Below are 14,622 nucleotides of genomic sequence, written 5' to 3'. Positions count from 1 at the left end.
CATGACCTTCGTTAAGGACAATGGCCTGCCATATACGCAAATAAAAAGTATGCGTGCCATGAGGCAACGGTTTTACGGTTTGCGATTAAGTGACAGGCGCTCTTCCACCGCCAGAACATGCCGAGTCGTGGCGAGTACTGCATCCGGATTGAGGCTTATCGAGTCGATGCCAATTTCCACCAGAAATTCAGCCATCTCGGGATAGTCAGACGGCGCCTGTCCGCAGATACCGGAGTGGCGGCCGTTACGTTTTGCTCCCTCCACCGCCAGGCGAATCATCTGTTTCACTCCCGGATCGCGTTCATCGAAATCGAAGGCGACGATTTCCGAATCGCGATCCACGCCGAGCGTCAACTGGGTCAGGTCATTGGAGCCGATGGAGAATCCGTCGAACAGTTTGGCGAAGGCGTCGATCAGGATGATCGTTGTTGGGAATCTCGCACATGACGTAGACCTCCAGTCCGTTTTCTCCGCGTTTGAGGCCATGGCTGGCCATCGCTGCCAACACCTTTTCGCCCTCCTCCACTCTGCGGCAAAAAGGGATCATCAACTTGACGTTAGTCAGGCCTATCTCGTCGCGCACCCGCTTCATTGCCGCGCATTCCAGCGCAAAACCTTCGGCATAGGCACTATGGGTATAACGGGACGCTCCACGAAAACCGATCATCGGGTTGTCTTCTTCCGGCTCGAAGTACTTGCCGCCCAGCAGGGTCGCGTATTCGTTGCTTTTGAAGTCGCTCATGCGCACTACGCAGGGTTTCGGATACACCGCCGCAGCAATAGTGGCGACGCCTTCGGCCAAGGTTTTGACGAAAAAATCCGTAGGATCATTGTAAGCAATACTCAGGGCAGCGATCTTTTCACGTGTTGCGTCATCAACCTTTTCCGGGTGTACGAGCGCCATCGGATGCACCTTGATGTATTCATTGATAATGAACTCCATACGCGCCAGACCAATGCCATCCACCGGTAGCGAGGCAAGACTAAAGGCCTGATCGGGATTGCCCAGGTTCATCATGATCTTTGTTTTTGGATGTCCCAGCTGGCTGAGATCGGTTTGCTGAATGTCAAAACCCAGAATGCCTTCATAAACATTTCCGGTTTCGCCTTCTGCGCAGCTGATGGTGATCGGTGTGCCGGTTTCTATTTTCTCTGCCGCGTTTGCGGTTCCCACGATGGCGGGAATGCCCAGTTCACGCGACACGATGGCGGCGTGACAAGTACGTCCGCCCCTGCTCGTCACGATAGCCGCAGCGGTCTTCATTACAGGTTCCCAATCTGGTGCCGTGGTGTCTGAGACCAGCACCTCGCCCGGTTGAAAATCACTTAGATGCTTGGCATCGTTGATGACACGCGCCTTGCCGGCGCCAATTCTGGTGCCGACCGCCCTGCCCTTGAGGAGTACTGTCGATCTTTGCTTGAGATGGTAAATCTCAAGCACGCTGCCTTTCTTTTGCGACTCCACCGTTTCCGGTCGCGCCTGCACTATATATAACCGGCCATCGATCCCGTCTTTGGCCCACTCCATATCCATGGGCTTGTAACAACCGGCTTTGCTCGAATAGTGGTTTTCAACCTTGATGGCATAGTCGGCCAGCACGATCACATCCGCATCAGAGATGCAAAAGCGGGTTCGTTCTTCACGGGGAGTGTCAATATTTTCGGTGTATTCCACCGCGATATTGCCGGTATTGAGCGTGTCGGTAAAAATCATCTTCTTTGCTTTGCTACCCAGGCTGCGCTTCAAGACAGCACGATAGCCCTGGAGAAAGGTGGGTTTGTGCACATAGAAGCTGTCGGGGTCTATCGTGCCCTGCACGACATTCTCGCCAAGCCCCAGCGCGGCATTGATGAAGACGACATCCCTGAAGCCTGTTTCCGTGTCCAGCGAAAACATCACGCCACTGGCCCCGATATCGCTACGCACCATTTTCATGACCACGACGGCGAGATAAACCTTGTAGTAATCAAAGCCATTGTCGTATTTGTAGTGAATGGAGCGGTCGGTAAAGTTGGACGCCAGGCAACGTTTGTAGGCATCGAGCAGATCATCGTCAGTGGCGATGTTGAGATAGGTGTCATTCTGCCCGGCAAATGAGGCCTGCGGCGAATCCTCAGCGGTCGCCGAGGAACGCACCGCCAATGAAATGCTTTCGCCGTATTCCTGTTTGAGTTGGGCATAACTTTGCAAAATCGCCGTCTTTAGATCTTCCGGCAATGAACAGCCATATACGATCGCCCTAGCTTTTTCCCCCCGCGCCTGCAAATCCCTGATGTTGTCGGGGTCGAGTCCGTCAAGTGCCGCATGCAGAGGCTGCCAGGCCCTATTGTGATCAAGCACATAACGATACGCCTCAACGGTGATGGCAAAACCGTTGGGGATGCATACACCCTCAGTCGCGAGGTTCTGGTACATCTCTCCCAGCGAGGCGTTCTTGCCACCGACCAGCGATACATCGTTGATACCCAGCTCTTTGAACCAGCGGATATGTGAATGCTTCACGATGTTTCTCCATTTGATGGGGGAGACTTTGTCGGCCGCTTCTACTTGATATAGAGCTTTATGGCTTGATGCCGCCTGCATGTGTTGATTTAGATCAATGAGCGCCCTTTGAGCAGCAATAGCGGGGAGTTTCAGCCCCTTTTTGATGTATACAGAGGGTGTACCTGGACGAAAAGTATCGCCGATACCAAGACCTCGCTGCCCGCAATGGCTGCCGGTTCTGGTCACATACGCCGATTGAGCGTTGAATGATGTAGCCGACGCCATCCGCAATCCTACTCAGGATCAAACCCATGACCCGTTCTGTTCCTGTAAACGCCGACGATCTGGAGCGAATACATAATCGATCGTTCGAGGAAATCATCATCGGCGAGTCGGCCTCTCTGGAGCGCACCCTGACAGCTCAAGACATTCAGCTGTTCGCACTGGTTTCCGGCGATGTGAACCCGCTGTACGTCGATCCGGAATTTGCCGCCACCACCCACTTCAACACTGTTTTCGCCCATGGCATGTGGGGGGGCGCGTTGATTTCGGCGCTGATTGGTACGCGGTTGCCAGGCCCCGGTTCGGTGCCCTTGGGGCAAACCCTCAAGTTCCTTGCCCCGGTACGCATCGGTGACACACTGACGGTCTCGGTGACGGTTACTGCTCGCGACGTAGCGCGATATCTGCTCACACTGGCCTGTACCGGCATCAATCAGGAAGGCGTGGTAGTGCTGGAAGGTGAATCCCTGGTCCACGCGGCCGGCGAGCATATCGATGTGCGTCGAGCCAGCCTGCCGGGCATAGAACTGCGCCACAGCGCCGACGGTCTGAATCGTTTGTTGCAAGCCTGCCAGACGCTGGAGCCGATCCGCGTTGCGGTGGTACATCCTTGCGACGACGTGAGTATCAAGGCGGTCCTTGATGCCCGCAATGCAGGGTTGATCGACCCGATCCTGATTGGCCCAAGAGCCAAACTCGAAGCGTTGGCGGCCAAGGGCGGCCACGACCTTTGCGGTCTCACCATCGAAGACGTGCCCCACAGCCACGCTGCCGCCCTGCGTGGTGCGCAAATGGCCCGTGACGGTCAAGTCGAAGCCTTGATGAAAGGCAGCCTGCACACCGACGAGTTGATGTCCGCCGTGGTGCCGTCGGCGGCCCTATTGCGTACCAAGCGGCGGATCACCCACTGTTTCGTGATGCAGACGCCTTTTTATCCGCGCCCCTTCATCATCACCGATGCAGCGATCAACATCGCGCCGGCCCTGGTCGACAAAATGGACATCGTGCGTAACGCCATCGATCTGGCGCATATCCTCGGCGTCAGTAATCCCCATGTGGCGATCCTCGCTGCCGTGGAAACGGTGAATGCCAACATGCCCGCCACCCTTGATGCCGCAGCGCTGTGCAAGATGGCTGATCGCGGCCAGATCACTGGCGCGGTCCTTGACGGGCCGCTGGCGTTCGACAACGCCATCTCCCAGGCGGCGGCGCGTATCAAGGGCATTCACTCTGCTGTTTCCGGTAAAGCCGACATTCTCGTAGTGCCTGATCTGGAAAGCGGCAATATGCTCGTCAAGCAACTGGAATACCTGGGCGGTGCCGCCAGCGCGGGTATCGTGCTCGGCGCCAAAGTGCCGATTGTCCTGACCAGCCGCGCCGACTCCGTCGAATCGCGCATCGCGTCCTGTGCCATCGCCGCGCTGGTCGCCCATCACTATCGGGTAACCCCGCCATGAACGACACAGATAACGGAGAAGTGATTCTGGTCCTCAATGCGGGGTCGTCGAGCATCAAGTTCGCCCTGTTCGACGCCACCTGCAGCCCTTTGGCTCGCACACCACTGTGGCGCGCAAAGGTCGACGGCATCACGGGGCCAAACCCGGTGGTCAGCGAAAACGGCGGCGACGATCAGCCACTGACCCTCGATGAAAAGCATCCTTATCACGATGCCCTTGCGTACATTCGTGAGCGGCTGCGAACTCAACTGGTCGGCCGTTCGATCAGGGCCATCGCCCATCGCGTCGTGCATGGAGGGATTAAATACTCAAAACCGGTATTGATCGACACGCAGGTGCTGGCCGACCTTAAAAGCTACATCCCGCTAGCCCCTCTGCATCAGCCCTTCGCGTTGGAGGCCATCGAAACGCTGCTGCAAACCCGCCCCGACCTGCCACAAGTGGTGTGTTTCGATACCGCCTTCCACCAGACCCTTCCAGACGTGGAGAAAATCCTGCCGCTGCCTTGGTCGGCCTGGGAAAGCGGCTTGCGTCGTTACGGGTTTCACGGGCTTTCCTATTGCTACCAATCCATTGCGCTGGCCGAGCGCTATGGCGATCAGGCGCGCGGCCGGACGCTGGTGGCGCACCTGGGCAGCGGTGCCAGCCTGTGCGGTATGCGGGACTTGAAAAGCGTCGCCACCACCATGGGTTTCTCAGCGCTGGACGGTTTGATGATGGGTTCCCGCTGCGGGTCGCTGGACCCTGGCGCAGTGATTTTCCTGATGGAAATCTGGAAGCTGAGCCTCGAGCGGGTCAGCCATATTCTGTATCACGAGTCTGGCCTGCTGGGAGTTTCCGGCATTTCCAGCGACCCGCGCCAATTGCTCAAAGTCGAAACCACTGAGCCTCGCGCGGCCATGGCCCTTGCGTTGTACCTGCGCCGCTTCATCCACGAAGCCGGTGCCCTTGTCGCGGCACTGGGTGGTCTGGACATGCTGGTGTTCACCGCAGGTATTGGCGAACACAACGCGACGATTCGCGCTCGTATGTGCGCTGGCCTGCAGTATCTGGGCGTCGAACTGAACGAAACGGCGAACCAGGCCAATGCTTCAGTGATCTCGACCCCGGCCAGCCGAGTCAAGGTGGTGGTCGAGCCCACCAACGAAGAATGGGTCACGGCGCTCGATGCCCTCCGCCTGACCGAGCCAGCCAACCTGCAACAGTAACTGGGCATCTCGCTGCCTAAAAAGCCTGAAGCCATGACCCCTATGGCACCCAAGAATGCGTTGGAACAGATCGCGGGCAAGTGCTAGCGCCCCCCTCCTTCAAGGGTCAGGCGCTTGGCCAGTTCGACATTGGGCAGCCACAGGGCGCTGATGCAGGCCTCCTCGTCCTTTTCCGTCACGGGCTCAAGAGCCATCGAATCAAGCACGCGCATGTTGACCATGGCCAGACGCACAATACCGTTTTTGTCGAGGAAGGAATGTGCCACACATTCACACAAAGGCCGAGCCAGGGCTTTTGTGAGGGGATCTGTATCGGCATTCTCAAGCTCGATCTCTAAACGCGCTGTGCACGTGTCTACCAAGTCCTGCACCGCGTGAGAGGCGGAGTGAAACACCGTGATATATCCGGCCATCAGCGCCACCAAGACCGACAGCAGGATGGTCGCCTCCCGCCTCCAGGAACCTGTGCCCGTCCAGTGCAGGTACCTGTGCACCGCAACTCTGCTCCAGTCCTGAACCGCGTGATACCCGCCGAAAAGCTTGTTGTTTATCATGACTGGATCTCTCGCCATCTTTATCAAAACAATGGAGCCGACCGAAAAATGCCGTTTGATCTGGATCAACCCAGATGCAACTGGGTCCGCCTTCTTGACCTGCAAGGAACCATGCCTCAAACGGCGGTGGCTTTTTTTGTTACCTGGATGAGCTTGCCGTGAGATCAATGCTGGAAAGTTCAACGCTATCGCGATACTCCGGCACCGAAACCGACCACCCCAACTCCTGGCTGATGCGTCGGCGCAGCACATCCGACGCGTTAGGCTCCCCGTGGACGACAAATGTATGTTTTGGCGGCTGCTTGAACCCGCGCAGCCACTGCATGATTTCATCGGCGTCGGCGTGTGCGGACAGTGTATGCATCGGTACCACCTGGGCGCGGATCGGCACGTCTTTGCCATGGATACGCACTGAAGGCGCTCCCGCAACAATTTGCGCGCCACGGGTGCCACCGGCCTGGAAGCCAGGCATAAGCAGCGTGTTAATTGGATTGGGAGCCAGTGCCTTGAGGTGATGGACCACTCGCCCTCCTGTCGCCATGCCGCTGGCAGCTATGATCACCGCTGGGGTGCGTTGCTGATCAAGTTCTCTCGAGTCATCGACGGTGCGTACGAATTGCGCCACATGGCACATGCCTTCGCACTCCTCCAGCGATAATCTGTGCTCGCTGCGAAAACGCTGGTACAAAAGCGTGACATCGGTGGCCATGGGGCTGTTGAGGTAGATTGGAATATCGGGAATTGCCCGTTTGCGCTTCAACTGATACAGGTGATACATCAGCAGTTGAGCGCGCCCAACCGCGAAGGATGGCACGAGGGTAATCCCTCGGCGCAGCGCCGTGCGGGTGATGACCTCGGCCAATTGCGCCTGTGGCGCCTCGCTCGGATGTTGACGATCACCATAGGTCGACTCCACCAACAGGTAATCCGCCTGCTCGACGAGTTCTGGAGCGAACATCAAAGGATCGTCCGGCCGCCCCAAATCCCCTGAAAACACCAGGGCCAGACCGTCGGCATTCACCTGCACCGTAGCGGCACCCAGAATATGCCCGGCGCCACGAAGCAGGATGGTCATGTCCGCGGCGATTTGCACCTTGTGGTGCAACTCCACCGGCCGCAACAGTTTCAGTGCTCGCTCGGCATCTTGTTCAGTGTAAAGCGGCAACGCCGGGCTGTGCTTTGAGAAGCCGTGCCGATTGGCGAACTCAGCCTCTTCTTCTTGCAAGCGGCCACTGTCCAACAGCAGGATTTTCACCAACTCACAGGTGGCGGGCGTGGCGTACACCGGGCCGCGATAACCATTGCGCACCAATACGGGCAAGTATCCGCTGTGGTCGAGATGGGCATGGGTCAGGACAATGGCATCGAGTTCGCTGACCGGAAGCTGGAACGGGTCCCGATTGTGCAGTCGCAGTTGCTTGTAGCCCTGGAACAGTCCGCAATCGATCAGTACATGTTGGTTGCGATGTTCCAGCAAGTACTTGCTGCCCGTAACCGTGCCCGCGGCACCTAGAAATGTGATTCGCATGGCCATTTTCCTTGAGCATTCAGAGGAGCACTATTGATCGCTCCTTTTGGCTCGAGGGCAGTTGATTTTTATCAACTTCAGGTTCGACGGCGACTCGTTCAATCGGGCAAGGCTATGGCTTGACGATCACCAAACTGCACGGTGCCCGGTTTAACACGCCCTCAGCGGTATCGCCGATAAACCGGTCAGGCCCATGGTGATAAATCGTGCCCAGCACAACGATGTCGAAGGCATTTTGTTGAGCGAAAAGCCCGATGACCTTGTGGGGGATGCCCGTCAGTGAGTGCCGGCGTGTATTTTTGATGCAATAGCGTTCAGCAAGCACATCGAAAGCCTCTTGCTGAGCATCTTCAATGGCGTCTCTCAAACTGTCATCAAGACTGCCTGTCGGCACACTCATCGGCGCCTCGCTTATCTGTGACCAACGACAGACATTAAGTAAGTGCAGCGCGGCACCGCAGCTGGTCGCCAGAGTCGAGGCCAGATCGAGTATTCGGTCATTTAAACCGTGCGTCAGCTCTTCCAGATGGGACAGATCGATCGCCGCAAGAATTGTCATTGGTTTTGGATTTTTGGCACTGGTCACCAGGTGCAGGTGAGTCGGACACTCGCGCAGCAGTCGCCAGTCCAGAGGCCGGTGAAAGGCACGGTCAAGTGCCGGCACGTAATGGGTATCCTTGATGACCAGGTCCGGAAGAAAGTCATTCACGTACTCAAGCAGGTTGTTCAGGCTCGACTTGGCCCAGACCACTTCGGTGGTCACCTGCATGCCGCCACATCGGTAAAAACGCGCCTGCTGCTCCAGCCAATGACGGTGCACCTGCAAATAACCTTCTCGGGCCTGGGACATCGCATCGTGGTCCAGCAGACCGGCTATTGCCAGAACCTGAACATAATCGAACGCGACAATGTGCAATAAGGCACCGGTTGCACAAGCCAAGGCATGTGCACGCGCAAACGCCGGGGTCAGGGTCATTTCGCTGGGGGCTATCAATAAAATGCGTTTGAGCTTGAGCATCACATACCTCGCCCTGAAACCTACCAAGCCCAACTCCCCGTCAGGGGCCTTGAGTCAAACGCTTGTTACGTCGACTTGCTGACTGCGATCGTGCTCATGTCCGCAACCAGCAAAATATCCGGCAATGCAAAGGACAAGTGCGTCTTTATAATCGTCCCGCCAGACTGGGTGCGACTGGAAAAACCGTAGCTTGATTATTGGGTGTTACGCCGTGGGGGATCTGACTTTTATCAACTAATCAGCAGCTATCGTGAATGGAACGACTGACGTTCGGTTTAGTAAGACCCTTGTTGATTCAGCTCAACGATTTTCCGGCTTCTTGGCGTAGAAATACACTGATCCGCTGCCTCCCTTTTCGCTGGAGATTTGCCATGCTGGCAGTCACGCTGATCAATACGCTGGTGGTCATCATCACCGTAGTGATCCACTATGAATGCCTGTTACGCCTGAATGATTGGCTACCCCGGCTCAAGCTGTGGAGTCGCTTCAGAATCGTGGCTGGGGTATTTGGCGCCCTTTTCGCACATGCGATAGAGGTCTGGTGCTTCGCGCTGGTTTATTACCTGATGGTGCACTCCGGGGAATGGGGCGGCCTGACGGGCAACTTCGACGGTTCGCTGATGGACTGCGTCTACTTTTCCTTTACAACGTACACGACGATCGGCTTCGGCGATATTTCACCTGTGGGCAACCTGAAATACTTGACCGGTCTAGAAGCCCTTACCGGGCTAGTGCTCATTACATGGACAGCATCCTTCCTGTTTCTGGAAATGCAGAAGTACTGGAAGCGCAAATAATCCCTTTTCTGACTCGTATCAGACTCAACTGTCGAACTGACGGTCCGCCGTCAAGCCTGGTACAGACTTGATTCAAACCGCCAGGACGCTGCAGGGCACCTGATACAGGAACAGATTGCGGCCGGTCAGTTCAACGGCACGATAGTACTCATGCCCTGACACGTGACTTGACCGCCAGAATGCTGCCCGGCACAGAGTACAGCGCCCGTTCCGTATTGCTGCCGAGCAGCCGGTCGATCCCCACCCGATGCACGGTGCCCATCACCACTACATCGGCCAGGTATTGCTCGACGAACTCGCTGATCACCGGCACTGGTAATCCCATGACGAAATGCCGTCGCTCCGCAGGCACCCCGTAACGCTCAGCCAGTGTAATAAACGCCTGGTGCAAGGATTGACGCAGCTCCTCGCTGAAATCCACACCCCAACCGCCCCCGGCCAGAGGTGCATCGCTGTTGAAGGCAGGCGATAAATCATAGGCGTACAGTAGGTGTAATGGCGCGTCGCATTGCAGCGCCAGGGCATTGGCGGTCTGGATGATGGTGTCGTTCAAACCGCTGATTTGTGTTGCCGGATCGAACGGGTCCACTGCCGCCACGATTCGGTGCGGCAAGCTGTAAGGGGCTTGGTTGACCAGATGTACAGGGATCGGGCATTCACGCAACAAGTGACAGTCAAGCGGGGTAATGAACACCCGCTTGAGTACAGGTTCAAGGGTTGCATCCTTGATCAACAGGTCGGGCTTCAAATCTTCGACCGTCTTCAAAATGTCCAGCAGCGGATGGGTGGTGAAGACGGCTTTGACCGTTACCTCCAGCCCCAGGTCGCTGAGCCGATCGAACTCTTCGGCCTCCCAGCGGCGGTAGCGATGCAAATAGCGCTGCTGCTCTGCATCGTCGACTTGTTCTTGCCATAAATGAACCATCGGCACCGGTTCGACAAAGGCCCGCACATCCAGTACGGCCCCGGCTGCCTTGGCCAATGCGACGGCACGCAACTGGGCAGGAGACTGATGCAGGGTTGGGTCAGCGATCAGCAGAAAACGTTGATATTGCTCCATCACACACCTCCATTCGATTCCGGTTATTTACTGCCGGCATGGTTCAAGGCTGCGCTTCATCACTTCGTGCAGTTTGATTTACATCAAGCACCAGCAAATCAATGCCGGCGGCACCGCTGTCTGATCCAGATCAGATTCAAGCATCGACAGCAGTGTAGAAAGGAATCAACCGCGGGGTTTGTCGCCACGCGTCGAACTTTCAAACCCGGATGGAGGATCCCCCCATGCTCAACGTCAAAGACCACAATGATCGGGCCGCTGCCGCTTACGCCGCAGTCACCGGACAATACTGGATTGAAGCACTCAAAGACGGCCGCCATGTGCTGATCCGGCCGCTGGCGGAAAAAGATCGCGAGCGTGAATACACGTTTATCAAGCGCCTGTCCCCCGAGTCGCGGCACATGCGCTTTCTGGCGCAGATCAACGAGCCCAGCGACAGCATGCTCAAGCAATTGATGGACACTGATAACCGGCAACGCGTGGCCTATATCGCCCTGGTCCATGACAACGGGCAACTCATCGAGATCGGCGTCAGCCGATACGCGGCCACCCGCGAGCAAGAGTGTGAATGTGCCGTAACGGTCGCCGATGAATGGACGCACCTGGGTTTGGGCACATTACTGATGGAGCATCTGATCAAGGCAGCCCGCAAAAACGGCTTTCACCAAATGTATTCAGTGGACTCGTCCAGCAATGCCCCCATGCGCGACCTGGCCAAGGCGCTAGGATTCGAGACGCACAATGATCCAGACGACAGCCATCAGGTCATCCATCGTCTTAACCTGTAGAACGTCGCCCCGCGATGTTCCGGCCAACAGCCCCCCATCGCGGGGCGGTCAAGCCCTCAGGGTTGCAGCAGTCTTCCCGGCTTTATCGCCAGCACACTGCACGGCACCCGATGCAGGAGGTTCCGCCCACTTGATTTTTATCAGTTGCGCGCACGACATCCTTCAGAACAGCACCATCCCCGCCCACAACGCCAGGGTCAACAACACCTGGCCCGGGATCACGTAAGCGGCGAAGCGTCGCCCGCCGCTGACCCATGCCACCACGCATTTGCTGACGGAGTTGCTGCTGACCGCAATCAGCACAGGCCCGACAATGGCATCGAAGGGTAAATGGCCGGATTGGGCCAGCGTGGCAATCGACGCCGTAGAGGCGTGCGCATCGGCAAAACCGCTGAACGTGGCCGTCAGCATCACCCCCACCTGGCCGAAGTGGCCGAGCATCACAGACGAAACAAAGGTGATGCCGGTCATCATCAGTGTGACGATCAGCGCCAGCTTGAGGTTGAACGCACCGCCAACCTTGATCGGCTGGTTGGCACCGGTTGCAGTCTTGGGAAACATCAAACACAAGCCATACAACGCAGTGGCGGCGGCTCCTGACATCAAAGGCCCCCACATATGGCGCAGCAAACCGGGGTCGACCGCCCCCAGGATCAGGCCAACCTGCGTAACGGTAGCCATATTGGACAGGATCGCAGCCGCGCTCAAGACCTTGATATTGTCGGGCTGCCGGGCGACGAGATGGCCCATGGCTGCGATCGTCACTGTGCTGGAAGCGAACCCGGAGGCAATGGCGCTAATGGCATATCCGTAACGGGTTCCCAGGGTACGGACGGCAATATGCCCAATGGCGCCCACCGCCATCAGCAATACCGTCAGGCTGCAAATGGTGCGCAGATTGATGGCAGCGTAGGGGCCAATAAAGCGGTCCGGCGCCAAGGGCAACACGACCAGCGCAGCCGTCAGGAGGATGAGGCCGTCGCCTAATTCCGCATCAGTCAATTGACTGCGGGCAAAGTGGTGAAGCTTCTCCCGATAGGCCAGCAGCCCTGCCATCACCACGCCGACAGCAATCGCCAACTCGGGGTTTGTGGCACACAACGCCCCCAGCACCAACACCGTCAACAATGCGACTTCGCTGGTCACCCCGGGGTCATCGCTCAGGCTTCGCCAATAAGCCACGGTGACGAGCAATCCCAGAGCGATGGCCACGATGCCCACCAGCAACCCGCCACCGACCTGCATCGCCCCATAACCCAGCAACGCCGTAATGGCGAACGTCCGCAAACCGGCACATGCGCGGCTCTCACCCTGACCCATGTGCCGTTCGCGTTCAAGACCGATGAGCATGCCAATCCCCAGCGCCGCGGCTGCACCTGTCAGCCCAATGGCTCCGTTCATGGGATCGTCATCTGCTTGAACTGCGCCCCGCACCGGCCAGCGGTCCGACTTCAGGGACGGGTTTGTCCTCCAGGACGATCCGGTTCTTTTCACCGAAAACCGCCGCTCTCATGGTTGCCATGCCGATGCCTCCTTTACTTATGTAAGCCAAAGTTCTGCACAAGTCCAAAGACTGCTCCGGGGAGCCAGACGAAAGATTGATAATGGTCAACAATTGCGTCACTGGACGATGCACGGACAACCGCGCGTCGGGCAACACCATCCTTTCTCCTCCCTTTGACAAAGATCAAACCCGATGCCCTGAACAGCGGCAGACTTAGGGCAAGGCTTAACTGCCCAATAACGCCGCAGTCAGTGGCGCGAGCGATTGCACGATCACCTACCGGAGATTTGTCATGACTGATCAATCACGTTTCATGCTGGTCGTCTCGCCGCTGATGGAAAACAGCCCCGCCTTCGACCGTGCCGCCACGTTGGCCAAAGCTTCGGGTGCTGCCCTGCACATCGTGGCGTTCGATTATCTTGAAGGGCTGGCGACTGCCGCAATGGTCAACGAACAGGCGCTGGAGCAGATGCGACTGGGCTATGTCGAGCGTCATCGCCAGTGGCTCGAAGACCAGGCCCGCCCCTTGCGTAAGATCGGTGTGCATGTCACCACTGAAGTCGTCTGGGTAGAGAGGCCGTTGCAGGAGATCCTGATTCATCTCAAAGAACAGCCGATGGACGTATTGATCAAGGCCCTGGAACACGAATCGTTGCTGTCACGCCTGATGTATACGCCACTGGATATCCACCTGCTGCGCGAATGTCCGGTGCCCCTGCATTTTGTCAGTCATTTGCACAATGTCTTGCCGCGCAAGATCGTCGCCGCAGTCGACCCGTTTCATTCTGATGACCAATACAAAGGCTTCAACGACAGAATTTTGCGTGAGGCCTCCAAACTGGCGAGCACCTGTAATGCAGAACTGGACGTGATCTACGCCCATGACCTCTCCAGCATCACTGCGGACGAATTCGGTTTCAGTAATGGCTCGGCGTTTTTCTCCTCGGGAAAAGCCAAAACACTGTTCGACGCGCAGGCTGATGCGTTTCGCGACCTTTCTGAGCGCAACGGTATTCCGCCAGAGCGCCAGCACATGATCATGGGCAATCCGGCCAAAGTGCTTTCCAGCTACGCCGGGGCCTATGACATCGATGTGATTGTCATGGGACGTGTTGGACACCGCGGCATGGAGCGGTTGATTGGCAGCACGGTGGAACATCTGCTGTACAAGTTGCCCTGCAGCGTGTGGGTAGTTTCCCCAGAAAAAATCTGACGATCGATGAAGCGCGTAACAATAAAACAGGTGACGGGAGGATGAGGAATGGACACTCAACTGACTAAAGTTAGCCATCCGATTCGAGCGGCGGCTAAACATGAGAATGGCATCGTCCCGAACGACCGACTACCAATACCTGGTCACCGCGGCATGGAACGATTGGCTTTTCGTAGCGAAGGACTGATCGACACCCGCTGCGATGGAAAGCAGCTTTTCTATCGCATCAGCAGCCCCGCAACAAAGGTGGTAACTCAAACGCTGTATCAACAATTTCGCTTCGCAGAAGCATCATGAATGTCGACTGGCTCAACTTCACTCCCTGGTCATCCCTTGCAGGCGGCGCATTGATTGGCCTGGCGGCCAGTCTATTCGTCGTCGCCAACGGGCGTATCGCAGGCATCAGCGGTCTGATTGGCAGTCTTTTACAGCGCCGGAGCGAGGGAGCACTTGAGAAAGCGCTGTTTCTTCTGGGCCTGCTCATCGCACCGCTGTTATGGGGACTGTTTGCCACCCTGCCCCTGATTGAGTTCCAGAGTGGCTGGCTCGGACTTACTGCCGCCGGCTTATTGGTGGGCATTGGCACCCGTTACGGCTCAGGTTGCACAAGTGGACATGGCGTGTGCGGCCTATCACGCCTTTCGCCGCGATCGATGGTCGCCACGGCGTGTTTCATGTTCAGTGGTTTCGCCACGGTGTTTGTCTTGCGTCATCTATTGGGGGGGTGA

General features: G+C 57.0%; 12 protein-coding genes and 1 pseudogene. 7 read left to right on the top strand and 6 right to left on the bottom strand.

Annotated elements, in window-relative coordinates:
• Positions 1-72 precede the first annotated feature (72 nt).
• Positions 73-2,503, bottom strand: a pseudogene (ppsA, locus tag ELQ88_RS16520) (phosphoenolpyruvate synthase).
• A 293-nt stretch (positions 2,504-2,796) separates the two neighbouring features.
• Between ppsA and ELQ88_RS16515 the strand changes: the two are divergent.
• Together ELQ88_RS16515 and ELQ88_RS16510 are read left to right on the top strand one after the other, a co-directional pair.
• Positions 2,797-4,224 carry a bifunctional enoyl-CoA hydratase/phosphate acetyltransferase gene (locus tag ELQ88_RS16515; protein WP_128873450.1) on the top strand — a complete coding sequence of 476 codons (1,428 nt, stop codon included), beginning with the start codon at positions 2,797-2,799 and terminating at the stop codon, positions 4,222-4,224.
• Positions 4,221-5,432: an acetate/propionate family kinase gene (locus ELQ88_RS16510; protein ID WP_138966363.1), complete on the top strand. Its 1,212-nt coding sequence runs from the start codon at positions 4,221-4,223 to the stop codon at positions 5,430-5,432. Before ELQ88_RS16515 ends, ELQ88_RS16510 begins: the two co-directional genes overlap by 4 nt.
• Before the next feature lie 83 nt (positions 5,433-5,515).
• On the opposite strand, the gene ELQ88_RS16505 is transcribed toward ELQ88_RS16510, so the two are convergent.
• From ELQ88_RS16505 to ELQ88_RS16495, 3 genes are all read right to left on the bottom strand, one after another.
• A complete protein-coding gene (locus ELQ88_RS16505; protein ID WP_228761619.1) occupies positions 5,516-6,091 on the bottom strand; it encodes a hypothetical protein in 576 nt (191 codons plus the stop codon).
• A 34-nt stretch (positions 6,092-6,125) separates the two neighbouring features.
• Positions 6,126-7,514: an MBL fold metallo-hydrolase gene (locus tag ELQ88_RS16500; RefSeq protein ID WP_138966361.1), complete on the bottom strand. Its 1,389-nt coding sequence runs from the start codon at positions 7,512-7,514 to the stop codon at positions 6,126-6,128.
• Between the two features lie 112 nt (positions 7,515-7,626).
• A complete protein-coding gene (locus ELQ88_RS16495; RefSeq protein ID WP_138966359.1) occupies positions 7,627-8,532 on the bottom strand; it encodes a universal stress protein in 906 nt (301 codons plus the stop codon).
• A gap of 371 nt (positions 8,533-8,903) precedes the next feature.
• On the opposite strand from ELQ88_RS16495, the gene ELQ88_RS16490 reads away from it, so the two are divergent.
• The gene (locus ELQ88_RS16490) at positions 8,904-9,329 is read left to right on the top strand and encodes a potassium channel family protein (RefSeq protein WP_138966357.1); all 426 of its coding nucleotides are present in this window, start codon (positions 8,904-8,906) and stop codon (positions 9,327-9,329) included.
• Between the two features lie 148 nt (positions 9,330-9,477).
• Here the strand turns inward: ELQ88_RS16490 and ELQ88_RS16485 are convergent, their stop codons facing one another.
• Complete coding sequence (locus ELQ88_RS16485) at positions 9,478-10,389, bottom strand: universal stress protein (protein WP_138966355.1); 912 nt, start codon at positions 10,387-10,389, stop codon at positions 9,478-9,480.
• A 224-nt stretch (positions 10,390-10,613) separates the two neighbouring features.
• Here ELQ88_RS16485 and ELQ88_RS16480 point away from each other — a divergent pair, with 224 nt between their 5' ends.
• Positions 10,614-11,177, top strand: coding sequence for a GNAT family N-acetyltransferase (locus ELQ88_RS16480; RefSeq protein ID WP_128873454.1), 564 nt, complete (start codon positions 10,614-10,616; stop codon positions 11,175-11,177).
• A gap of 162 nt (positions 11,178-11,339) precedes the next feature.
• Here the strand turns inward: ELQ88_RS16480 and ELQ88_RS16475 are convergent, their stop codons facing one another.
• A complete protein-coding gene (locus ELQ88_RS16475) occupies positions 11,340-12,578 on the bottom strand; it encodes a DUF4010 domain-containing protein (protein ID WP_138966353.1) in 1,239 nt (412 codons plus the stop codon).
• A 395-nt stretch (positions 12,579-12,973) separates the two neighbouring features.
• On the opposite strand from ELQ88_RS16475, the gene ELQ88_RS16470 reads away from it, so the two are divergent.
• The 3 genes from ELQ88_RS16470 to ELQ88_RS16460 are packed head-to-tail and all read left to right on the top strand — an operon-like array spanning position 12,974 to position 14,622.
• Entirely contained in the window at positions 12,974-13,894 is a 921-nt protein-coding gene (locus ELQ88_RS16470) for a universal stress protein (RefSeq protein ID WP_138966351.1), read from the top strand.
• 48 nt (positions 13,895-13,942) lie between these two features.
• Positions 13,943-14,191 carry a hypothetical protein gene (locus tag ELQ88_RS34325; RefSeq protein ID WP_178084697.1) on the top strand — a complete coding sequence of 83 codons (249 nt, stop codon included), beginning with the start codon at positions 13,943-13,945 and terminating at the stop codon, positions 14,189-14,191.
• Positions 14,188-14,622, top strand: coding sequence for a YeeE/YedE family protein (locus ELQ88_RS16460; protein ID WP_128873457.1), 435 nt, complete (start codon positions 14,188-14,190; stop codon positions 14,620-14,622). The genes ELQ88_RS34325 and ELQ88_RS16460 overlap by 4 nt, the downstream gene beginning before the upstream one ends.

The organism is Pseudomonas sp. MPC6 (assembly GCF_006094435.1).
Taxonomy (GTDB): domain Bacteria; phylum Pseudomonadota; class Gammaproteobacteria; order Pseudomonadales; family Pseudomonadaceae; genus Aquipseudomonas.
This window is presented reverse-complemented; position numbering and strand designations above follow the sequence as displayed.